The sequence below is a fragment of the Pilosibacter rotomagensis genome (assembly GCF_045062245.2).
In the GTDB taxonomy this organism is placed as follows: domain Bacteria; phylum Bacillota; class Clostridia; order Lachnospirales; family Lachnospiraceae; genus Pilosibacter.
Genome location: NZ_CM170323.1, coordinates 3,705,436 through 3,726,068, shown reverse-complemented (window position 1 = coordinate 3,726,068; position 20,633 = coordinate 3,705,436). Strand labels below are relative to the sequence as shown.

The 20,633-nt window shown below is 47.2% G+C and carries 20 protein-coding genes, 1 tRNA gene and 1 pseudogene; 21 read left to right on the top strand and 1 reads right to left on the bottom strand.

All coding sequences use genetic code 11. The features are described 5' to 3' along the window. Positions 1-32: 32 nt before the first annotated feature. The gene (locus tag ACI3EW_RS17000) at positions 33-983 is read right to left on the bottom strand and encodes an alpha/beta fold hydrolase (protein ID WP_118533359.1); all 951 of its coding nucleotides are present in this window, start codon (positions 981-983) and stop codon (positions 33-35) included. Positions 984-2,251: 1,268 nt separating this feature from the next. On the opposite strand from ACI3EW_RS17000, the gene ACI3EW_RS16995 reads away from it, so the two are divergent. From ACI3EW_RS16995 to ACI3EW_RS16895, 21 genes and pseudogenes are all read left to right on the top strand, one after another. Then, positions 2,252-3,022, top strand: coding sequence for a ParA family protein (locus tag ACI3EW_RS16995; RefSeq protein WP_118322272.1), 771 nt, complete (start codon positions 2,252-2,254; stop codon positions 3,020-3,022). Continuing rightward, a complete protein-coding gene (locus tag ACI3EW_RS16990) occupies positions 3,022-4,269 on the top strand; it encodes a ParB/RepB/Spo0J family partition protein (protein WP_405581844.1) in 1,248 nt (415 codons plus the stop codon). The genes ACI3EW_RS16995 and ACI3EW_RS16990 overlap by 1 nt, the downstream gene beginning before the upstream one ends. A 48-nt stretch (positions 4,270-4,317) precedes the next feature. Continuing rightward, positions 4,318-5,109, top strand: coding sequence for a DUF4446 family protein (locus ACI3EW_RS16985; protein WP_405581847.1), 792 nt, complete (start codon positions 4,318-4,320; stop codon positions 5,107-5,109). A 5-nt stretch (positions 5,110-5,114) separates the two neighbouring features. Next, positions 5,115-6,020 carry a DUF3881 family protein gene (locus ACI3EW_RS16980; protein ID WP_118533355.1) on the top strand — a complete coding sequence of 302 codons (906 nt, stop codon included), beginning with the start codon at positions 5,115-5,117 and terminating at the stop codon, positions 6,018-6,020. A 772-nt stretch (positions 6,021-6,792) separates the two neighbouring features. Then, positions 6,793-6,869: transfer RNA gene (locus ACI3EW_RS16975), tRNA-Arg, on the top strand. Between the two features lie 569 nt (positions 6,870-7,438). Beyond that, the gene (locus tag ACI3EW_RS16970; RefSeq protein ID WP_223385014.1) at positions 7,439-7,642 is read left to right on the top strand and encodes a hypothetical protein; all 204 of its coding nucleotides are present in this window, start codon (positions 7,439-7,441) and stop codon (positions 7,640-7,642) included. Then, the gene (locus ACI3EW_RS16965; protein WP_002304312.1) at positions 7,639-8,568 is read left to right on the top strand and encodes a DUF6017 domain-containing protein; all 930 of its coding nucleotides are present in this window, start codon (positions 7,639-7,641) and stop codon (positions 8,566-8,568) included. Before ACI3EW_RS16970 ends, ACI3EW_RS16965 begins: the two co-directional genes overlap by 4 nt. A 6-nt stretch (positions 8,569-8,574) precedes the next feature. After that, positions 8,575-9,402, top strand: a complete 828-nt coding sequence (locus tag ACI3EW_RS16960) for a ParA family protein (protein ID WP_002304313.1) — start codon at positions 8,575-8,577, stop codon at positions 9,400-9,402. After that, positions 9,359-10,285, top strand: a complete 927-nt coding sequence (locus tag ACI3EW_RS16955; RefSeq protein ID WP_002304314.1) for a ParB/RepB/Spo0J family partition protein — start codon at positions 9,359-9,361, stop codon at positions 10,283-10,285. Before ACI3EW_RS16960 ends, ACI3EW_RS16955 begins: the two co-directional genes overlap by 44 nt. 8 nt (positions 10,286-10,293) lie before the next feature. Beyond that, complete coding sequence (locus ACI3EW_RS16950) at positions 10,294-10,821, top strand: hypothetical protein (RefSeq protein WP_002304315.1); 528 nt, start codon at positions 10,294-10,296, stop codon at positions 10,819-10,821. Positions 10,822-10,875: 54 nt separating this feature from the next. Further along, entirely contained in the window at positions 10,876-11,517 is a 642-nt protein-coding gene (locus ACI3EW_RS16945) for a DUF3846 domain-containing protein (protein ID WP_002588969.1), read from the top strand. Positions 11,518-11,527: 10 nt separating this feature from the next. Further along, positions 11,528-11,839, top strand: coding sequence for a DUF5720 family protein (locus ACI3EW_RS16940; protein WP_002304317.1), 312 nt, complete (start codon positions 11,528-11,530; stop codon positions 11,837-11,839). Between the two features lie 36 nt (positions 11,840-11,875). Continuing rightward, positions 11,876-12,358 carry a PcfB family protein gene (locus tag ACI3EW_RS16935; protein WP_002304320.1) on the top strand — a complete coding sequence of 161 codons (483 nt, stop codon included), beginning with the start codon at positions 11,876-11,878 and terminating at the stop codon, positions 12,356-12,358. Beyond that, positions 12,358-13,338: pseudogene (locus tag ACI3EW_RS16930) on the top strand (type IV secretory system conjugative DNA transfer family protein); the annotation flags it as partial. The gene ACI3EW_RS16935 and the pseudogene ACI3EW_RS16930, both read left to right, overlap by 1 nt. Positions 13,339-13,398: 60 nt before the next feature. Beyond that, positions 13,399-15,285 carry a DUF4368 domain-containing protein gene (locus tag ACI3EW_RS16925; RefSeq protein ID WP_405581857.1) on the top strand — a complete coding sequence of 629 codons (1,887 nt, stop codon included), beginning with the start codon at positions 13,399-13,401 and terminating at the stop codon, positions 15,283-15,285. Continuing rightward, positions 15,282-15,626: a TnpV protein gene (locus tag ACI3EW_RS16920; protein ID WP_117718978.1), complete on the top strand. Its 345-nt coding sequence runs from the start codon at positions 15,282-15,284 to the stop codon at positions 15,624-15,626. The genes ACI3EW_RS16925 and ACI3EW_RS16920 overlap by 4 nt, the downstream gene beginning before the upstream one ends. A gap of 139 nt (positions 15,627-15,765) precedes the next feature. Then, the gene (locus ACI3EW_RS16915; protein WP_485663244.1) at positions 15,766-15,909 is read left to right on the top strand and encodes a hypothetical protein; all 144 of its coding nucleotides are present in this window, start codon (positions 15,766-15,768) and stop codon (positions 15,907-15,909) included. A gap of 302 nt (positions 15,910-16,211) precedes the next feature. Next, positions 16,212-16,736: a hypothetical protein gene (locus tag ACI3EW_RS16910; RefSeq protein ID WP_015516227.1), complete on the top strand. Its 525-nt coding sequence runs from the start codon at positions 16,212-16,214 to the stop codon at positions 16,734-16,736. A gap of 127 nt (positions 16,737-16,863) precedes the next feature. Then, positions 16,864-17,223, top strand: coding sequence for a DUF3847 domain-containing protein (locus ACI3EW_RS16905; RefSeq protein ID WP_015516226.1), 360 nt, complete (start codon positions 16,864-16,866; stop codon positions 17,221-17,223). Continuing rightward, the gene (mobQ, locus tag ACI3EW_RS16900; protein ID WP_485663243.1) at positions 17,189-18,685 is read left to right on the top strand and encodes a MobQ family relaxase; all 1,497 of its coding nucleotides are present in this window, start codon (positions 17,189-17,191) and stop codon (positions 18,683-18,685) included. Before ACI3EW_RS16905 ends, mobQ begins: the two co-directional genes overlap by 35 nt. After that, complete coding sequence (locus ACI3EW_RS16895) at positions 18,682-20,553, top strand: AAA family ATPase (RefSeq protein WP_485663242.1); 1,872 nt, start codon at positions 18,682-18,684, stop codon at positions 20,551-20,553. The genes mobQ and ACI3EW_RS16895 overlap by 4 nt, the downstream gene beginning before the upstream one ends. Positions 20,554-20,633: the final 80 nt, after the last annotated feature.

The window sequence follows — 20,633 nt, the reverse complement described above, 5'->3', positions numbered from 1 at the left end:
TGAAACATTTGGGATATTTTTGATAAATGTCATCAGTTGAAAAACATCTGAATGATCGAGCTGACCTCCTCCGGCTTTTCAATCTGCGGAAGATGTTTTGTGTTGGCAATCGTGCTGGACTCGATCGCTGGGTTGCACTTCGTATATTCTTTTGTGATCAGATCGATATCCGGCTCCGCTTCACCGCCGAGAATATAGATGCTGTTGTCGATCTTTTCCAGAGTTTTTGTGATGTTACATTTCGTGTAATTACACTGGACGCTGGCGTAGACAGACTTCGGAGAGTCGCCAAGATGGGCGGACTCATAATATTTGTCGAGGTTGTGCGGATTTACATCGTACGGATTGTAGAAGTAGTTCTCGGAGAATGTTTTGGAGATGATACTTCTCGCAGATGCAAAATTGTAGAGCAGAGTTCCGACGATCGGGAGATCGAGGATCAACTTGTAACATTTTGCAGATTTTCCCGGTATATGGCAGCAGGAGAGGAGTGAGTCCGGATTGATGAACATCATCTGCTCAAAGAGATCCGGATTGTATCCGCAGGCCATTGTTGCGATCGGAGCGGAGGCACCGGTAGCGACAATATTTGTGCGGCGACCGATCTCAGACTTCACGAAATCGTTTAACAACTGCACATAGAGGAAGTTTGTATAAGTTAGGTTCGGTTTTTCGGAACGGCCACAGCCTAAAAGGTCGATCGTGTAAATGGTGTAATGTTCTTTTAAAAGCGGGATCAAAGAATCCCATTCACAGCCGCTGGATGCATGAGTCAGATCATGAACGAGAAGAAGTGGTTTTCCTGTTCCGGTCTTTGTATAGTAAATATTGCCAAGTCTCCAGCGATAGCAGCGTGGCTCCGGCTGAGCCAGAAGATTTCTTGAAACCGCGGACATCTTGATGTATTTGTTGATCAGCGCTGTTCCGACAGCCGCACCGGCAGAGAGAAGAACAGCAGTGATGATTCTGTTTTTTGCTTTCATAGTTCACCTCGAAATTGGATGATGGAATATCGAATAGAAACAGGAACTTTTGCGAGAGAAGAGCAGTGAATTCATACCGCTTTCCCGGGCTGTTCCATGGGTATATTATAATATAATTGGTGGGGAGATACAACAGGCGAAAGTATGAAATGTTTCTGAAGAAAATTGGCAGTTGTCTGAGAGAAAGATTTCAGATTAAAAGGCGGTAGTAGGAAGATTGGTGATATATTGGACTTAGGATAACAAGCGGGAATCCTCGGTTATTCAATTGCCGATGTAGTTCACAGAGGAATATCGAAATGAGGGAAAAAAGTTGTGCTTGATGGGAAATACATGGAAAGAAAATGGCGATGTTCCACGTGAAACATCAGAGCGAAAAAATCGGAAGAGCAGATTGTTTCACATGAAACATTTTAATAAAAAACGAGTTGAGAGCGAAATATAATGTTCCATGTGAAACATCTGAAAGAAAACGTACATGAACAAGAAAAACGGCTTATGTGAAAGACGGAAGATAGAAAGTGCTGGTAAACATATATTATAGAGCGGAAATGTTCCACGTGAAACATCTGAGAGAAAATGCACATGAAAAAGAAAATGGTTTACGGATAAGTACAAAAAGAAAACATTGATGGGAAGAAAAATTGTTCCACGTGAAACATTTAAGAAAAGACACTGAAGTTTTGTAAAAGTATGAAAGAAGCTTAGAAAAGTACTATAAGAGAAAAATGAAAGAAAAGCACTAAAAATAAATGGATAAGCCATGATACTTTATGTGAGACATGGAGCATCAAAAAGTAAACATAGAAATAAGATCTTGAACGCAGATAAGCATTCCCCCGCTTCAAGTGCGCGGAGCACTAAGCGGTGGGTGAGTGGGATGCTTATGTCAGTGGGAGTTGAAAGCTCCCACTGACAGATCGCGAAGCGACTGCGTTCATGAGCAAGTAGCGAAGCGGATTGCGAATGTCCGCTTTATAAGAAAAAGGAAAGTGAGCTGTAAATTGCAGTATATGTTTCACGTGAAACATATACTGCGATGGATACGTTATAAACATTGTATAACAAAGCACTAATGCACGATCAGAAACTGTGCGGCTATGCCTTGTAGGAATTGCAAAAATGTTTCACGTGAAACATTTTTAATTTTATAGGGTAAATCAATAGGAAAATAGGGAAAATTGTGTTATACTAAGTTTCGCTAAAGTTTTGAATATAAATAGTAACGATAAAAATAGGCAGAGCTGACCTGCGGAAAGGATAGAGGTATGGGACGTATTATTGCAATCACAAATCAAAAGGGTGGTGTCGGAAAAACGACAACCGCGATCAATTTGTCGGCCTGCCTGGCTGAAGCAGGACAGAGAGTGCTGACTGTGGACTTTGATCCGCAGGGAAATACAACAAGCGGACTTGGATTGGAAAAAGGAAATATTGACAATACTGTATATGAACTCCTGATGGGAGAATGCACGGTGGAAGAGTGCATCAATCCGAGCGTTCAGGAACGTCTTGATGTAATGCCATCGGATGTGGATCTTGCAGGAGCGGAGATCGAACTCCTTGATATGGAGGAAAAGGAATGCATCCTGAAGAAAAATCTGGAGCTATTAAATGGTAAGTATGATTTTATCATTATCGACTGCCCGCCGTCTCTGAACCTTCTGACGATCAATGCGTTGACAGCAGCCAATACGGTACTTGTCCCGATCCAATGTGAATATTATGCACTGGAAGGATTAAGCCAGGTGTTGAAAACAGTAAATCTTGTTCAGAAAAAACTAAATCCGGCGCTGGAAGTAGAGGGCGTTGTATTTACGATGTATGACTCGAGAACAAATCTGTCTCTGGAAGTCGTAGAGAATGTAAAAGAACATCTGAATGAAAATATCTACAAGACGATCATTCCGAGAAACGTCAGACTGGCGGAGGCACCGAGCTATGGTATGCCGATCAATCTCTATGACAGCCGGTCATCAGGCGCGGAGAGCTACAGACTTTTAGCAGCGGAAGTCATCAGCAGAGGAGAAGAGATATAATGGCAAAGCGTGGATTAGGAAAGGGACTTGGCGCTTTTTTTGGAGAAGAGGTTGCAAATACGAAAGAAACTTCTGGAGAAAAAGTAAGCAGAAGTGAAAGAAAAGAACAGTTAATGGGAAAAACGGCTGAGAAAAAGCCGGAAAATACAGCTAAGAATACAGAAAAAAGAGGGATAGCCGGAAACGGAGATGCGGGAAAGAGTAGCGTGGTGAAGGACCAGGAAAACCAGGGGAAGAATAAAAATGGTGTTTCCGGAAATGCGCCGTCCGCAAACGGACAGAAGGCAAATGAACCAATCATCATCGAAAAGATCGTAGAAAAACCGGTAGAAAAGATCGTTGAGAAGATCGTCGAGAAACCAGTTGAGAAGATCGTAGAAAAGATCGTCGAGAAGCCAGTTGAAAAAATCGTTGAGAAAGTGGTTGAAAAGCCGGTTGAGAAGATCGTAGAAAAACCTGTCGAGCAGACCTTAAAACTCAATCTGATCGAGCCGAACAGCGAGCAGCCGCGAAAGAATTTTGACGAAGAAAGTCTTCAGGAACTGGCTGATTCCATCAAACAGTATGGAATTCTACAGCCGCTGATTGTCCAGAAAAAGGGTAGTCACTACGAGATCATCGCCGGTGAGCGCCGCTGGCGCGCGGCAAAGCTTGCAGGGATCACGGATGTTCCGGTACTGATCCGCGAGTATGACAAACAGCAGACGATGGAGATCGCCCTGATCGAGAATGTCCAGCGTGCGGATTTAAACCCGATCGAGGAAGCACAGGCTTTCCAACAGCTGATCCAGGAGTTTCATCTGACTCAGGAGGAGATCGCGAACCGCGTTTCCAAGAACCGTGCGACGATCACAAACAGCATGCGTCTGTTGAAACTTGATTCCAGAGTGCAGGATATGCTGGCGGAAGGAAAAATTTCCAGCGGACATGCGAGAGCACTTTTAGGACTTGAGGACAGAGAACGTCAGTACCAGGTTGCAGTGAAGATCGTTGAAGAGAAATTAAGCGTCCGTGACGTGGAAAAACTTGTCAAGATGATGAACCGCCCGCCGAAGGAAAAGAAACCGGAAAAAGGACCGGATATTGATCTGATCTACCGTCAGGTTGAGGACAAATTAAAATCCATCATGGGAACCAAGGTTGTCATCAATCAGAAGGATAAAAATAAGGGAAGAATCGAGATCGAGTATTACTCCCAGGAAGAGCTAGAGAGACTGATCGAACTCATGGAATCTTTAAAATCATAAAAGCACAGACATAAACGGAAGGACAGAAAACAGAATATGGAAAACAGTATGTTATACAATCTTCCCATTGATCCAATGGCGCTGATCGTAGGATTTTCAATCCTGTCAGTGGCGTTGCTGATCGTGGTGATCATCTGTATTGTGAAGCTCAATAAATTGTACCGCAGATATGACATGTTCATGCGCGGAAAAGACGCGGAGACACTGGAAGATACGATCATGGACATCATGGACGAGATGGAAGAACTTCAGGAAAAAGACCGGGTGAGCCGGGATGCGATGAAGCAGCTTTCAAAGCAGATCAAGTCCTCATTCCAGAAATTCGGATACGTCAAGTACAACGCGTTTAAGGGTATGGGCGGAAATCTGAGCTTTGTCATCGCAATGCTGGATAACAACAACAGCGGTTTCGTACTGGACGTCGTTCACAGCCGTGAAGGCTGCTATATCTACTTAAAAGAGGTAGAGGAAGGAGCGACGGAAGTTCTCCTCGGCGGAGAGGAACAGGAGGCGCTGGAGCAGGCCCTGGGATATGTAAAACGTCCGACGATGGATGAACGGATCGCCCAGAAAGAGAAGGTTGCAGCCGGAAAGAAGAAAGAGAGAAAAGGTGGTTCCGGTGAGCAGGATATCGAGGTTCCGAGCAGCGAGCGGAAGAAGAGCGAGCGCATGAAAGAGCTGAGAAGACGTCAGGCAGAGCGCCGTGAAGATGAAGAAGAACGTGTAAAACGGTATGCGGACGCATACGATGTGGAAGAGGTCGAGATCCAGACAGATACCATCGAGGATTACGATGCACTGCCGGACGATCCCGATGGCGAGGATAAAGGAGATTATTGATCCATATGCATAAATTTTTACGTGCAGCTGGTTTCAGCATGTATACAAAGAAAAAAGATATTGAAAAGCTTCTGGATCTGCTGGAACGGCAGCCGTCGATGACGAAGTGTGTCCAGGTCGATGAGGACAGCAATGTCTGCGAAATGCGGACGGAAGTGGCCCCGGGACTTGGCATCTCGATCGTCGGGGAACTGAATGATGATGGAGACTTCGAGCGGGAATTTTACTTCCCGTATCTGGAGAGCAACATTGTCGGATCAACGGAAGAGTGTTCAGTCCAGCGGCATACGGAGAAAGAGACATACTCCGGAATGGTGGACGAGAATAAAGTCGGCATTACACTGATCTTTTATATCCAAAATTTCCTGGAATTCCGGGAAAAAATGCTGGATAAAGAGCATCACTCAAAGATCGGATCCGTCTGCTTTTCCGGTATGTCCATCGGAGGAAAGATCCTTCTTCCGATCAAAAAAAGTCAGAAACAGATCCAGAAGGCGAAGGTTGCAGCAAAAGACCGCAGCAGTCTGATCGAGGCCGCAAAGAACGGGGACGAGGAAGCGATGGAGACGCTGACGATCGAGGATATTGATCTCTACTCACAGATCTCCAGAAGAGCGATGAAAGAGGATCTCTACTCCATTATCGACTCCTGCTTTATGCCGTGTGGCGTGGAGTGTGATCAGTATTCTATTATTGGAGAAATTAAAGAAGTCGAGAAAATACGAAATATTTATACAAAAGAAGAAATTTATCGCATGAAGATCGAGAGCCATGACCTGGAGTTTGTGATCTGTATCAACAGTAAAGATCTCTTAGGAGAACCCCAGCCCGGACGCCGGTTCAAAGGGCAGATCTGGATGCAGGGAACCTTAAAGCTGGAACCGTATCGTGCGAAACAGAGTCAAAAATAGGAAAGTTTTCTAGGCAGCAGAAAGAGCTTTGTATGACCTTATTTTAACTAACAACAGCAAGAATTCTCCCACCTCTATAGGTGGTAAGATGAATTGCCAATGGAAAACTTAATGGCAGTGGTGGGCGGAGAGAAATCGGTATCCCCCACTGACACGAAGCAAATCACAGTCAGTCTCCGTTAAATTACCGACTGTGGATTGAAACAATGAAATAAAACCTGAAGAAATACTTCTCTAAAAGTTGCGATTCCTTGACTTTCCGGCTTCTGTTTGGTAAGATATATATCGTAGTTTTTTAGACGGCATGTCTCTGTAGCTCAGTAGTATAGAGCGTTCGTCTCCTAAGGTTGCGTTACAACGGTCACCTCAAAAAAACTAAATAAGGGATTGCAGTTCGACCTTGGTCGGGCTATAATCATATATCAGACACGTCCATATAGCTCAGCTGGATAGAGCACACGCCTCCTAAGCCTTAACCATGATTAAGTAAAGAGATTGAAAGCTGGACATAAGTCAGAGTTCGATTTCAGTAGGAAGCGATCGAAATGTCAAAATGAGAAACACTGGAGCTTCATCACGAGAGTGATTGAGTTTATAAACATGGTTACCGTAGCCATAGGGCCCAAAAAGCCCGTAAATACGGCATTCGTTCCCTTAGTTAAATGGATATAACAATAGCCTCCTAAGGTTGCGTTACAACGGCCACCTCAAAAAAAACTAAATAAGGGATTGCAGTTCGACTTTGATCGGGCTATAATCATATATCAGACACGTCCATATAGCTCAGCTGGATAGAGCACACGCCTCCTAAGCGTGGGGTCGGAGGTTCAAATCCTCTTATGGACGCCAGTGAACAACGCCGAAAGCCTTTGTTTTCAAGGGTTTTCGGCTTTTCTTATATAAAAAGCTACGAAAAAGCTCTTTCACTGTATGAGATAAAATTCTACTCCAAAATTTGATTTTTGACAACCCCTCCAGAATCGAACGGTTGTTATAAGACAAAATCGCCAGCTAATTTTTAGCAGAAAACGGGCTGTTCTTGCTAATGAAAATGCCCTTCCTGCTAATCAGCCCCAAAATCGTGCCAAAAATCCAGCTAATCAAAAAAGGCGGATGTTTTGAATACCATGCAGTTATAGCAGATAAAATTAAATATCGTTATGTACATAGAGCGTCTATTTGCCCCGCATTGGGGATGGATAGGCGCTCTTTTTTTATGCCCAAACCCATGGGCAAATACAAGAGATTGGAGGTGTTTTATTTGAGCAAGCCTGTTTATACCGCAGACAAGCCGAGCGACTGTCATTACTGCTACTTCTGGACGAATGGCAGAAAGGGCTGCCGTCTGGGTAGAAATAATTGCTACTACTTAATCTCTTTGCCGCCGAAACCCAAGTCGGAATGTGATGGCTGTCCCTATGGGCGAGATCACCCGTGCATTGGTTGGTGTACGAAGAAGGTTATGCGTGAAGTGGGGCTTCGTTGATATGGATGTGTATGAACAGGAATACCGCTTCTACTATTTTGCCCGATGTCCTTACGAAAAGACGGATACGACTTTCCGCAGCATTCCGCTGACAACAGAAAGTTTTCCGCAGAAAGAAGGTGGTGAAGCCGTGTGAGTTTTGATTATTTTTACGGTCAGCAATCCGATCTATTCACATTCTATCGAGTTCCGAAGGTGTTGTTCACGAACGAGAGGTTCTGGAATATTTCTGCCGATGCCAAGATGCTGTATGGCATTTTGCTTGACCGCATGAGCCTGTCTGCCAAGAATGGTTGGATAGATAAAAACGGTAGAGTGTATATCATTTTTACAATCGACGAAGCGAAGATGGCTCTGAACTGTGCTGAACAAAAGGCTATCAAGCTGCTCAGTGAACTTGAGAAGAAAGCAGGATTGATTGAACGTAAGCGCCAGGGTTTGGGAAAGCCCAACCTGATCTATGTGAAGAACTTTATCTCTGCTGTGGATTCACAACTCTTGAATTGTGAAAATCACAATTCTGGAACAATGGAAATCACAACTCAAGAACTTCCGAAATCACAATGTAATAATACTGATATTAAAAATACTGAATTTAGTGATACTGATTCTATCTTTCCTTCCGGAAATGGTGGAATGATGGACGAGAATGACCGGTATCAAGAATACTTTGATTATTTCTCGGATCAGCTTAGTATGGATTTGTTGAAGAAGGATTACCCTTACGATTCCGAAATGCTGGATAACATTCTGGAGTTGATCGTTGAAACAGTTTGCACGAAGCGACCGTTGATTCGCATTGGTGCAGAGGAGCGTCCGGCAGAAATTGTCCGCAGTCGGTTTATGAAACTGAATGCCGAACACATTCGATATGTTATGGACTGCTTCAAGGAGAACACCACAAAGATTAGAAATATCCGTCAGTATATGCTGACTACGATATACAATGCGCCGACGACAATAGACACCTACTACGATGCTCTTGTTCGGCACGATATGTCACACGGATATTTGGAAGGAGGATTTAAGAAATTGAAAATGAAGCGAGAGGAAGGAGAGTGACGATAAATGTCGAAAAAAGCAACCATCATTGCGGTGGTCAATCAGAAAGGAGGCACTGGAAAGACCACCACCACCGAGAATCTGGGCGTTGGCTTGGCTCTTGAAGGAAAAAAGGTGCTTCTGGTAGACACCGATCCCCAGGCTTCCCTGACGGTCAGTTTGGGCAATCCCTGCCCGGATGATCTGTCTCCGACACTTTCCGATCTGATGGGAAAGATTATGATGGAAAACCCTATTACTCCCGATGAAGGGATTCTTCATCATCCGGAGGGCGTTGATTTGGTGCCGTCCAACATCGAACTCTCAGGTATGGAGGTAGCACTGGTCAATGCCATGAGCCGGGAAACCATTCTCCGGCAATACCTGGATACAGTCAAACAGAATTATGATTACATTCTTCTTGACTGTATGCCGTCTTTGGGTATGCTGACCGTCAATGCGTTGGCAGCTGCCGACAATGTGCTGATACCGGTTCAGGCAGCATACCTTCCTGCAAAGGGTCTGGAACAGCTGCTTGGAACCATCAACAAGGTCAAGAGGCAAATCAACCCGAAACTGAGGATTGAAGGGATTCTTCTGACGATGGTGGACAGCCGCACCAACTACTCCAAAGACATCAGCAATCTGATTCGGGAGAGCTACGGCGGAAAGCTGAAGGTTTACAAGACCGACATTCCCCGCTCTGTCCGTGCAGAGGAAATCAGCGCAGAGGGAACCAGTATCTTCAAGCATGATCCCAAAGGCAAAGTTGCCGAAGCCTATAAAATTCTGACGAAGGAGGTGTTAAACAATGCAGAAAAAAGGCGCAAACATCAGCTTGAAGGGGTACGATGATATTTTCTCCACCGATCAATCCAGAGCTGAAGCCCAGCAGGAGCGTGTGCAGGAAATTCCGCTTTCTGAGCTACACCCCTTTGAGGGACACCCCTTCCGTGTGGTTGATGATGAAGAAATGATGAAAACGGCAGAGAGCGTCCGAGATTTCGGAGTTCTCACTCCTGCGATTGTCCGTCCTGACCCCGACGGTGGTTATGAAATCGTTTCTGGTCACAGGCGGCACCGGGCATCGGAGCTTGCGGGTAAGGAAACCATGCCTGCGATTGTTCGTGACCTGGACGATGATGCAGCCATTATTTTGATGGTTGATGCGAATTTGCAGAGGGAGAGTATCCTGCCGAGTGAAAGAGCATTTGCTTATAAGATGAAGCTGGATGCGATTAAACATCAAGGTCAACGCACCGATTTAACTTCATCCCAAGTTGGGATGAAGTTGCAGGCAATGGATATAGTCGGTCAGGAGGCAGGAGAAAGCAGAAATCAGGTACACCGTTATATCCGTCTGACCGAACTGATTCCGGAACTGCTGGATATGGTAGATACGGGTCAGATCAAATTCAATCCTGCGGTGGAGCTTTCCTATCTGGCAAGTGAAGAACAGAAGGATTTTCTTTCTGCAATGGATTATGCTCAAGCAGCTCCTTCCCTTTCGCAAGCACAGCGAATTAAAAAGCTCGCACAGGAGGGCGAGTGTACGCTGGATGCGATGTGCGAGATTATGAATGAAATCAAGAAGGGAGAGCTGGACAGAGTAACCTTCAAAACGGATTCGTTGCGAAAATACTTCCCGAAGTCCTATACCAACAAGCAGATGGAGGATAAAATCATTCAGCTTTTGGAGCAATGGCAGAAAAAAAGAGAAAAATCAATGGAAAGGTAAGGTAAAAAATGTTTACACCCAAAAACATTCAGGGCGCTTTGGAAGAACTCTACGACCTTTGCGATCCTGATTATATGGTAGATATGCTCGTAAACTACAGTGAGGAGTTCGATGATATTTCTCCTGCGCTTCTGGCAAAGTCGTTTCAGAAAAATGCCGAGATGATTAGCGAGTATCGAGTATTGTCCTCTGCTGGTGAGGGTATCGACTATCAGGGAAAGGTACTTCTGAACAGCAGAGCCGTGCGGCTTCTGTCCTATGTAGAAGATATGAGCGGCGATGAAAAAGTTCGCACGATTCAGAGCAAGGAGCTGTGGTTAGCAGAAGATATGACATTCTATGTGGTGTCCTGTATGTCTACGATCACGATGGACAAGGAAGAAGCCATTTGTCTTAACGAACACCGCAGCGTGGTTACTACGGTGGAATGCGAGGACGATATTTTCTTCGACATGGGTTCCCTGATTTGCGAACTGGACGATATTTGCTTGTTCGAGCTTTTAGCCGATGTGGATGCGACTATTTATGAACTGTAACAGGTTCATGGATGGTCGCTTTTCTTATTTCCAAAGAAACGGAGGTATCGAAACTTGAAAGAATACGATGTGAAGATCACCGAAACCTTGGAGAAAACGGTTACGGTGCAAGCAGAATCTCACGATGCGGCAGAGGAACAGGTTAGAGCCGCTTATTACAATTCGGAGTACATTCTGGACTCCGAAAACTTTACCGGTGTTGCGTTCGGCACGACCGAGGAACGGGAGGTTCAGAAAGAACAGGCAGATACCATGAATGTGTTGCTGGTAAAGCCGTTCATGTATCCGCAGGCTGTGCAGATCGGCTGTGAGCTGGAGGATTTGCAGAAAGCCGTAGGTGGCGATATTGAGGCAACTTATCCGTTCAATGAGCCGGTTGCACTGGTGATGCACGACGAAGGTAAACTCGTAGGCAAAGAACTGAACCGTGCGCTGCGTGATGATGACGGCGATATTTATGACATTATCGCCGGTGATTTTCTGGTTGTGGGATTGGGCGAGGATGATTTTTGTTCTCTGTCCCCGGAACTGATGAAGCAGTTTGAGGAACACTTTCATCAGCCTGAGACTTTTGTACGCATGGGGCGCAGCATTATGGCGCTTCCCCTGCCGGATGACATGGTGAAGAAAGAAGATGCACCTGTCAAAGCTGATTCGGTTCCCCACAAAAGTAACCCTGACCGAGATGTTCTGTAAGGAGGTTCTTATGCAAAGAAATTCGACGATTGGAGAGCTGATGGAGCGAAAGCGGATTCAGGATGGTGCCAAGGAGTACCAGGGACATACCTATATGGACTTGGCACGATTTGATGACGCCACCAAGCACATGATTATTTTCGATGTGCTGACCGATGAATCGCCTGTCGGTTGGAAAGGCGAAAGAAATCGCCTGTATTTGAGCGATGTGGGTTATCAGAAGGCTCTGGATAACCAGAAAGCTGGCAATATCAAGATTATCAGCCATGCCGCAGTTGCCAAGGGCAATCTGTATTACGACCACAGAGATATGGCACGATAATCTGTTCACTCTACTGCTTGCAGGAGGTGATGAATCATGCAGGAAGAAGTTGAAAACAGAACAGTAAACCTGGCGATCAGCACAACCAAGCTGACGGGGCGCACTATCATTGCCGGTATCCGCAAGTATTTGCAGCACCGGGAAAAAGTGAAGATGAAAAAGGCACGAGACCCTGCCGTTCATGGAAAGCAATCCGTGAAACAGCTTTTGGGACAGAATCAGGGTGCTACGAATGTTGAGATCGACAAAGAGAGTATCCGTGATTTTGAAAAGCTCGCCAAGAAGTATGGCGTGGACTTTGCCGTAAGAAAAGATAAGTCCGTTGATCCTCCCCGGTTTCTTGTTTTTGTCCGTTCTAAAGATGCAGATGCTTTGGATGCAATCTGCAAGGAACATCAGGCAAGGGCATTAACCAAGAATGAAAAGCCGAGCGTTCTGGCGCAGCTGAAGAAGTTCAAGGAAATTGTCGCAGCGATTCCGAAGAAGGTTCGAGAGAAGAAACAGGAGCGTGATCTGTGATGGATAAGAGAAAAATGAAAAAGCTCCTGATTCTGAATTTACCGTATTTTCTGGTAGGGTTGTTCGCTACGAATTTAGGAGAAGCATGGAGATTGGCTGAGGGGGCAGATTCATCTGCGAAAATCCTCAGCTTTTTTCATGCCCTTCCGATAGCCCTGAACAATCCGTTTCCCAGCTTTCACCCGTTGGATTTGCTGATTGGTATTCTCTGCGGCGCAGGACTTCGGCTGGCTGTCTATCTAAAAGGCAAAAACGCAAAGAAGTACCGACACAATGTTGAGTACGGTTCTGCTCGTTGGGGAACGGCAAAAGATATTGAGCCGTTTATTGCACCAAAGTTCGAGGACAATGTGATCCTGACGAAAACGGAGCGGCTGATGATGAGCAATCGCCCGAAGAATCCTGCCAATGCCCGAAATAAGAATGTTCTGATTATCGGCGGTTCGGGTTCCGGTAAAACTCGCTTTTGGTTGAAGCCAAACCTTCTCCAGATGCACAGTTCCTATGTGGTCACTGACCCGAAAGGCAGCATCGTGATTGAGTGCGGCAACGCCCTTTTGAAGCATGGCTACACCATCAAGATTTTCAACACCATCAACTTTCAGAAGTCGATGCACTATAACCCATTTGCCTATATCCATTCAGAAAAAGACATTCTGAAACTGGTGACAACGCTGATTGCCAACACAAAGGGTGATGGAAAAGCCGGTGATGAGTTCTGGACGAAGGCGGAAACGCTGCTCTACTGTGCCTTGATCGGATATATCCACTATGAAGCTCCGGTTGAGGAACAGAATTTCTCCACCCTGATTGAGTTCCTGAACGCAATGGAGGTGCGGGAAGATGATGAGGAGTTCCAGAACCCGGTGGATCTGATGTTTGAAGCCCTGGAAAAGAAAAAGCCGAATCACTTTGCAGTCCGTCAGTATAAAAAATACAAGCTGGCTGCCGGTGTTGTATGCTCTAAAAGACTTCTTAATCAAGCGGTTTGGAAGTCTCTTAGAACACACAACCTAAAACCGAAGAAAGGAGCGCAAGTTATGAGAAAAAACGAGAAAATCACAGCTCTGTACGAACGACTGAGCCGTGATGACTTTGGCAAAGATGATGACCAACAGCGTGAGAGCAATTCCATTTCCAATCAAAAGGCTATGTTGGAGGAGTTCGCCGCACGGCAGGGCTTTACGAACATTGTCCATTTCACGGACGATGGCATTAGTGGTACTTGCTTTGACCGTCCCGGATTTTTGGCAATGATGAAAGAGGTTGAAGCCGGGAATGTGGAGTACCTGTGTATCAAGGACATGAGCCGCATGGGTCGTGACTATCTGAAAGTCGGTCAGATTATGGAAATCCTGCGTCAGCGTGGCGTTCGCCTTATCGCCATCAATGACGGCGTGGACAGCGCCAGAGGTGACGATGATTTTACCCCTTTCCGCAACATTATGAACGAGTATTACGCCAGAGACACCAGCCGTAAAATCCGTTCCACTTTCCAGTCCAAAGGCAAGTCCGGCAAGCACCTCACAGGCACAGTCATTTACGGCTATCTCTGGAACGAAGCCAGAGACCAATGGTTGGTTGACCCCGAAGCCGCAGAGGTGGTCAAGCGTATCTTTGCCATGACGATTGAGGGCTACGGTCCGTATCAGATCGCCAGCAAGCTGAAAGAAGAAAAAATCCTCATTCCGTCCGCTTACCTTGCCCAGCACGGCGAGGGCGTGAACAAGAATAAGACTTTCAAAGATGTGTACGGCTGGGGTTCTTCCACCATCTGCAACCTTCTTGAAAAGCGTGAATATCTGGGACACACCATCAATTTCAAGACCCGAAAGCACTTCAAGGACAAGAAAAGCCATTATGTCCCGGAGGACGAATGGACGATTTTTGAGAATACGCACGAAGCCATTATTGACCAGCAGACCTTTGACCTTGTGCAGAAAATCCGTGGGAATGTCAGACGCTACCCGGACGGCTGGGGCGAAGCAGCTCCCCTCACAGGCTTGCTTTATTGTGCCGATTGCGGCGGCAAGATGTATGTCCACCGTACCAACAACGGCAAGCGTATTTCTCAATATACCTGTTCCCAATACAGCAAAGTCCCAGTTGGAAAGCTCTGCACGACACAGCACCGTATCAATGAAGATGTGGTACTGTCCCTTGTCTCGGAAATGCTGAAAGCCATTGCCGAGTATGCGAAGCATGACAGAGCCGAGTTTCTCCGTGTGGTGCAGGAAGCGCAGTCCAGCCAGCAGACGGCAGAGGTCAGGAAGCAGCGGACACGCCTTGCAACAGCAAAGCAGAGAGTTTCCGAGCTGGAAGTCCTGCTCTGCAAAATCTATGAGGACAACATTTTAGGCAAGCTGTCCGACAGCAGATACGCCACTCTGGACGCTCAATACGAAAAGGAACAGTCCGAGCTTACCGCTGAAATCTCTGTTCTGGAAAAGGCTATCAGGAGTTATGAAAAGCACGAAAAGGACGCTGACCGTTTTATCGCTCTGATTGATAAGTATGAGAACTTCGACAAGCTGACCATTGCCATGCTCAATGAGTTTATCGAGAAAATCCTTGTGCATGAGCGTGACCGTAAAGGCAGTATACAGACCACACAGGAGGTCGAGATTTACTTCAATTTTGTTGGGCGATTCGTTCCCCCGGCGTTTGGAGAAGTGGAGCTGACCCCGGAAGAATTAGAAGAAATCCGCAAGCGTGAGGAACGCAAGGACAGGCTTCATCAGAACTACTTGAAGCGGAAAGCCAGCGGAGCGCAGAAGCGATACGAGGACAAAATCAAGGGGAGAAAAAAAGCAGAAATCGAAGCCAAGAAAGCCGCCATTCGTGCGGAGGACATTGCAAAGGGCGTGTTCGTCCCTGTCAGCAGTTTACCGCAAAGAGAGCCGATGAAAGGAGTACAAACAGCATGAATATCACTTACACACAGAACGGCGATTATCTTATCCCAAACATCGTTATCCGCAAGACAAAGCCCCTCGGACACTACGGCAGACTTCGCAAAGCATATTTGGAAATGCGCCGCCCGATACTGTTCAATGAGCTGGTGCTATCCGACAAGCTCTTTGAGCATTGCGCCGAGATTGACGAAGCGGCACGAAACCGCATGGAGCTGATCGTGCGGTCACTGGCAAAGCAGTACGGCGTGACCGAACAGCTGAAAGCCGAAAACCAAATGGAATGGGTGCGGCAGATGAACGCTTGCAAGGCACAGGCAGATGAGATTGTGAAAGCGGAATTGATTTATGATTGAGTGAGAAAGTCCGGGCAGAAAACCGTCCGGACTTTTCTCATACAGTCCAAAGTTGCGGTAGAATTGTTCACAAGTTTTATGGTATAATTTGAATACGAAATTGAGAAACAAATCGGAATTTTCAAAGGAGGGATTTACAGTGAAAAAAATCGGATTAGGTATTGCAATATTACTCTTTGCTATCGTAATTACTCTTTGCTCATCAGGAATGGAGCTACTCTTTATTGGAATTGGAATTGTAGGATTGATTTTTTCAATCATAGGATTTATGGAACGTAAGTAAAACAACTTTCAGTTTGTCGAGAAGTTAAGCCGGAGCAAATCCCTTTAGGAACTAAAGGGCGCACTTCTATACTCTCTGTCGAGAGTAGTGCGTCCTGCGGAGCTTCATTCTCCGTCAGCAGAAGAAAACTGCATGACCGAGAATGTTGCGTCACTTCGTTCCGTCAAGGTGGCTACACCCCCTTGCGCCGCTAAAGCGGCTATCCCCTGTGGACTTGCCGTCCGCAAACGGTTTTGACAAACCGTTCGCCGCCAGCAAGTTTGAAAATCAAGAATCTTAATTTGATAAAGGAGTGTGATTCTATGAAAAAGAAATTACCCATAATCCTCTTGGGTGTTATTTTGGCTTGTGTGTTGGTTTTCGGTTTCCTTTATGCAAACAATGACATTGGTAAAACCGCAAACAGTTTAGAAGCAGACATTCGCCAATCTCAAAAAATTTTGGATGATTGGATTGTTGATGGAAGCATTTCCGACACAATGGCTGCATTTATTTCTTACCCACAGGACAAGACAGACCACACTTTTTCTGTCTATGTAAATCGCCCTGGCTTGTCTTTTGGATATTTCTTCCGTGGTGGTGGAGATATAGTTGAGGTTGATGATTACATTGCAGAGTTTGTTGTTGAGGGAAATAACGAAAGGGCATTTATCTCAATGAATACCCAAAATATTGTTCGACTTGAAGTAGATGATGGCAACGGCATTCAGGTGATTGATATTGATAGTGGCAAGCCTTTCGCCATTGTCCTGCCCCTCAATGTAGGAAACATCTGTTTCTATGATACGAATGGAAATGTTGTGGAATATCTTCGCCAACAACTTTGACCAACTTCAATTTACCGAACTGAACACAACAACTGAATACCGAAAAACTGACCGTTGACTGGTCGCACTATGCGAAAAGTTGACGGTCTTTTTTTATCCCCAAAATCAAAAAAGGAGGTCAATTACAATGACAAAACCGAAAACCCTCGACCAGCTCCAAGCCGAAAAGGAGCAAGCCGAGACGCAGCTTGCACAGGAACAGCACAAGCTGGAGCGTCTTGAGAATAGAAAGAAGTATCTGGAGAAAGGCGAACGCACCAAGCGCACCCACCGCCTTTGCAATCTGGGCGGCACGGTTGAGAGTCTTGCCCCGGAGGTCAAAGATCTCACACGCACCGAAATGACAGAGCTGATGGAACACATCTTTTCTCTGTCCGAAGTCCAGCGAGCCGTCCGTCACATGGCGATTACTCACACCAACCAAGCGAACAGAGAAAAGGAGTTGAAAGCCGATGGCACTATTTCATCTGAGCGTCACGCAGACTAAGCGAAGCGCAGGACAGTCCGCTATCGCTTCTGCCGCCTACCGAGCCGGGGCGCGATTGTATAGCGAGTATTACGGCGAATACAGCGACTACACCAGAAAGGGCGGCGTGATCTGCTCTGACATTCTCCTGCCGTCCCATGCACCGCCCGAATACGCAGACCGCCAGACCCTATGGAACGCCGTGGAAAAAGCCGAGCGTGGAAAGAACGCCCAGCTTGCATACAGCTTTGACATTGCCTTGCAGAATGAATTTTCCCTTGAGGAAAACATCGCTCTTGCAAGGCAATTTTTGTTGGAGAACTTTGTGAGCCGGGGCATGGTGGTTGACTTCGCCGTACACCAGCCAGACCGTGAGGACGGCGGCATACCCAATCCACATTTTCATGTGCTTTGCCCTATCCGCCCCATCGAGCAGAACGGCAAATGGGGACTAAAGCAACGCCGGGTGTATGAGCTGGACGAGGACGGCAACCGTATCCGAGACGCAGACGGAAAGTTTGTGTTCAACGCCGTTTCCACTACCGACTGGGGCAGTCCCGAAACGCTGGAACATTGGCGTGAAGCATGGGCGGAGCTATGCAATGCCAAGTTTGTGGAAAAAGGTATTGATGTTCGTATCGACCACCGGAGCTATGAGCGTCAGGGCGTGGAGCTTCTTCCCACCGTCCATGAGGGCGCAACCGTCCGGGCAATGGAGAAGAAAGGCATACGCACCGAGAAAGGCGAGTTCAACCGCTGGATCAAAGCCACCAATGCCGTTATCCGTGACATCAAGAAGAAAATCACGCTCCTGTTTGATTGGATTGCCGAAGCAAAAGCAGAGCTTGCCAAGCCGCAGGCACCCGACCTTGTTTCTCTGCTGAACGCCTATTACACCAGCCGCAACGCCGGGGCGTATTCCCAGAAAGGCAAGGTCAGCAATCTAAAGGAGATGAACGAGACTTTCAATTATCTTCGGAAGAATGGCATTTACACCCTTGAAGATTTGGAAAGCCGTGTCAGCGAACACAGTGCTGCCACAGAGAGCTTGAAGAAAACGCTGGACGAACAGACCGCCCGAATGAAAGCAATTAAGCGGCTCTATGACAGCTCCGCTGCTTTCCAGAGCTTGAAGCCTGTCTATGACGGCTTGCAGAAAATCAAGTTTGAGAAGCCCAGAGCCAAGTACAAAGCAGAGCATGAAGCGGAACTGATACAGTTCTACGCCGCCAGACGAAAGCTGACCGGGGAGTTCCCAGACGGCAAGGTGGATATGAAAAAGCTGACCGAAGAGTATGACGAGCTGGAACAGGCGCACGAAACCACCTATGGCGAGTTTAAGACCGTCAGAGACGATTTACACCGTCTTTGGAAGGTCAAGTCATGTGTAGATACTGCCGCCCGATTTAACGAGCGCACAGAGGAACAAATGCTCCAAAATCGACCCCAAACACGACACAAAAAGGAGGAACTATCCCGATGAATTATACCCAAGCACAGATTGACCGGGCAAACGCCGTCAGTCTGGAAGATTTTCTCCGTACACAGGGAGAGACGCTTATCAAAAGCGGACGAGAATACCGCTGGAAAGAACATGACAGCCTGACCATTCGTGGAAACAAATGGTTTCGCCACAGCCAGAGCAAGGGCGGCTATCCCATTGATTTTGTCATGGAGTTTTACGGAAAATCCTTTCCCGAAGCCGTCCAGCTCCTGACCGGCGAAAGCGGCGAGGGGCAGACCGAAGCCACCACAGCACCGCCCACAGCGTTCCACTTGCCCTTGCACAACCGGACAGCCGACAGAGCAATCCAATATCTCACAGAAAGCCGAGGTCTCAACAAAACGCTTGTTGAGGCTTTTCTTCTTTCCGGGGATATTTACGAGGACGCAAAGCGGCACAATGTTGTGTTTGTCGGCAGAGACCGAAGCGGTACGCCGAGATACGCCCATGTGCGAGGAACGGCAGACCCATTCAGACAGGACATTGCCGGGTCTGACAAATCCTATCCGTTCCACTATGAGGGAAACGGCAACCAGCTCTTTGTCTTTGAAGCACCGATTGACCTTTTGTCCTTTATCTGCCTTTATCCGCAGGACTGGCAGACAAGGAGCTACCTTGCCCTGGGCGGCGTTTCAGGCAAAGCCCTTGACCGTTTCCTTTCTGAACGCAAGGACACCCGAAAAGTGTTCCTCTGCCTTGACAGCGACACCGCAGGAAGTGAAGCCTGCACCCGGCTGGCACAGGACATTCCCGGCGAGATCGCCGTCATTCGCCTTGTCCCGGCAAGGAAAGACTGGAACGATGTTCTCCGTCAGCAAGGGGACATTCCGAGCCGCAAATTCATAGCCGAGACAATCACGCTGCGAGAGCTGCCCACCGCCCAGCCTGTTCCCATGCTCCGCATGGCAGATGTGGAGCTGACGAGCGTGGATTGGCTATGGTTTCCGTATATCCCATTTGGAAAGCTGACCATCATACAGGGCAACCCCGGCGAGGGCAAGACATACTTTGCCATGCGTCTTGCGGCGGCTTGCACCAACCGAAAGCCCTTGCCCGGTATGGAGACCCTTGAGCCTTTTAATATCATCTATCAAACCGCCGAGGACGGTCTGGGCGATACCGTTAAGCCCCGGCTGATGGAAGCGGAAGCAGACCTTGAAAGAGTGCTTGTCATTGACGATAGGGACACACCGCTGACCCTTGCCGATGAGCGCATAGCAAGGGCAATCCGGGAGAACAACGCAAGGCTTGTTATCATTGACCCGGTACAGGCGTTTCTGGGCGCAGATGTGGACATGAACCGGGCAAACGAGGTGCGCCCGATATTCCGCAGTCTGGGAGACATTGCACAGGCTACCGGGTGCGCTATCGTGCTGATCGGACACCTCAACAAAGCCGCAGGAACGCAAAGCACCTACCGGGGATTAGGGTCTATCGACATTACGGCGGCAGTCCGCAGTCTGCTCTTTATCGGCAAGCTGAAGGACAGCCCCACAACAAGGGTACTTATCCATGAGAAAAGCTCCCTTGCGCCGCCCGGACAGTCCCTTGCCTTTTCTCTGGGAGACGAGAAAGGCTTTGAGTGGATAGGGGCTTATGACATTACCGCTGACGAGCTTCTTACCGGGACAGACACCGCCAAGACGGAAAGTAAGGCCGCACAGGCAGAAATGTTGATACTGGAACTGCTGGCAGACGGAAAGAAAATGCCGAGTGCAGAGCTGGAAAAAGCGGTCAATGACAGGGGCATATCCTCACGCACGATGAGGACAGCTAAAAGCCGTATTGGAGACAGGCTTGTGACCGAGAAAGACGGCATAGCATGGGTCTGCTATCTCCGAAGCTGACGCAGGAACACGGCAAGCATGGCAAAGACGGCAAGGTTTTTATAGATACCTTAATGTTGCCGCCTTGCCTTGTTCCCTCA